This window comes from Oleiphilus sp. HI0132, assembly GCF_001635845.1.
In genome coordinates, this window is the sequence record NZ_LWGJ01001383.1 from 1 (window position 1) to 1,255 (window position 1,255).

Sequence of the window (1,255 nt, forward strand, 5' to 3'; positions counted from 1 at the left end):
CAGGCACCACGACGTAATAAGTAAGGTTGGATAGGTTAACGCGTCGCGTTAGCAACCCACGAATACCAGCATGATCACCGTCGAAATTACTTGCTTCATCTGATGCGTTGACGCTTCCCTAACGGGAAGAATGTTAATTAAAAAGAAAGGCTCTGGCCGAGGTTCCGGCAGGATTTTGTGCGGGCCTCTTGACGTGGGGAGTCATACCAACGCCTTTAGCTGCGGCGAGCGATAGCGAGTCCAGCCCCGGGGCTTTTTCCGGGGCGAGGCAGGCTAAACTTGTTAACTGGTAATCCACTTAATGCCAGACCATACACCGAAGATTACCCCCATAACAACTGAAGAAAATATGGTCCAGTTGATGAAAAAATATAAATTATGAGCAAAGTCGCCACCCTTGATGGGAGCTGAAGCTTCAAAATGTTTTGCAAGTACTTCTAACTGCGGAATATTGGGCTCATTGGCGTCTACGGTGTACTCGTCGGAATCACCCCACATTTCGTAGACTTCAAAGTCATGATCTCTGAACTTGAATGTGCAGAAAACATCATCGTCTGCCCAGTGGGGGTGATGAGTAATTTCGACACCCTCGAGTTGCTCCAGAATCTTTGTGGTGCCTTTACGTGAAACCTTTCGATTTTTGAACGTAAACATCCAAAACTCACCACGATTGTTTACTACTCGTTCGATTTTCATAAGACAGTTAACGCCGCCAGCAACGGCGAGCGAAGCGAGTCCAGCCCACGGCCCTTTGTGGGCGATGTTGGCTGGCCTGGTTATATTTTTCTTTCAATGATGAACCCTGACTCGTCACCACAATGAATATAAATTTCACCGTCACCTTGTAAAGGAGTAGGAAATTCAATTTTACCCCGACCACAAAGGTCATCACCCTCGCAAGTGCCTTGCCAGCTAAACTCAAGATAAGGTGTTCGGTGAGATACCCTAACATCGAGCCACCCTTTTACAGCACCAAAAACGAACTGGCCTAATCCATCTTCAGTAAACTCAAAATAACCGGGTTCATCGAGGTCAACGTAGTCTTGAGGCCAAGTTGTCATTAACTTAATTTTCCATCGGCCTACAAAATCGTGCACTGAATTCTCCCTGAAATATAACGCCGCCATTTGCGGGATGAGTTTTATGGCGACGTTTATGCGTTTCTTTGCATAAACGGTGACAGAAAACGAAGATCCGAAAGATGGCCTGGTTATATGATTTTTGCTTTTAGTCTTTTGACCTTATGCTCTTAATT

Annotated in this window: 2 protein-coding genes; both read right to left on the reverse strand. The window is 45.8% G+C overall.

What is annotated here, in order from left to right; genetic code table 11:
• Window positions 1-282: 282 nt before the first annotated feature.
• Window positions 283-696, reverse strand: coding sequence for a hypothetical protein (locus tag A3766_RS21245; RefSeq protein ID WP_068642942.1), 414 nt, complete (start codon window positions 694-696; stop codon window positions 283-285).
• 80 nt (window positions 697-776) lie between these two features.
• On the reverse strand, window positions 777-1,097 hold the full coding sequence (locus A3766_RS21250) for a hypothetical protein (RefSeq protein WP_068511202.1): 321 nt from the start codon (window positions 1,095-1,097) through the stop codon (window positions 777-779).
• Window positions 1,098-1,255 lie beyond the last annotated feature (158 nt).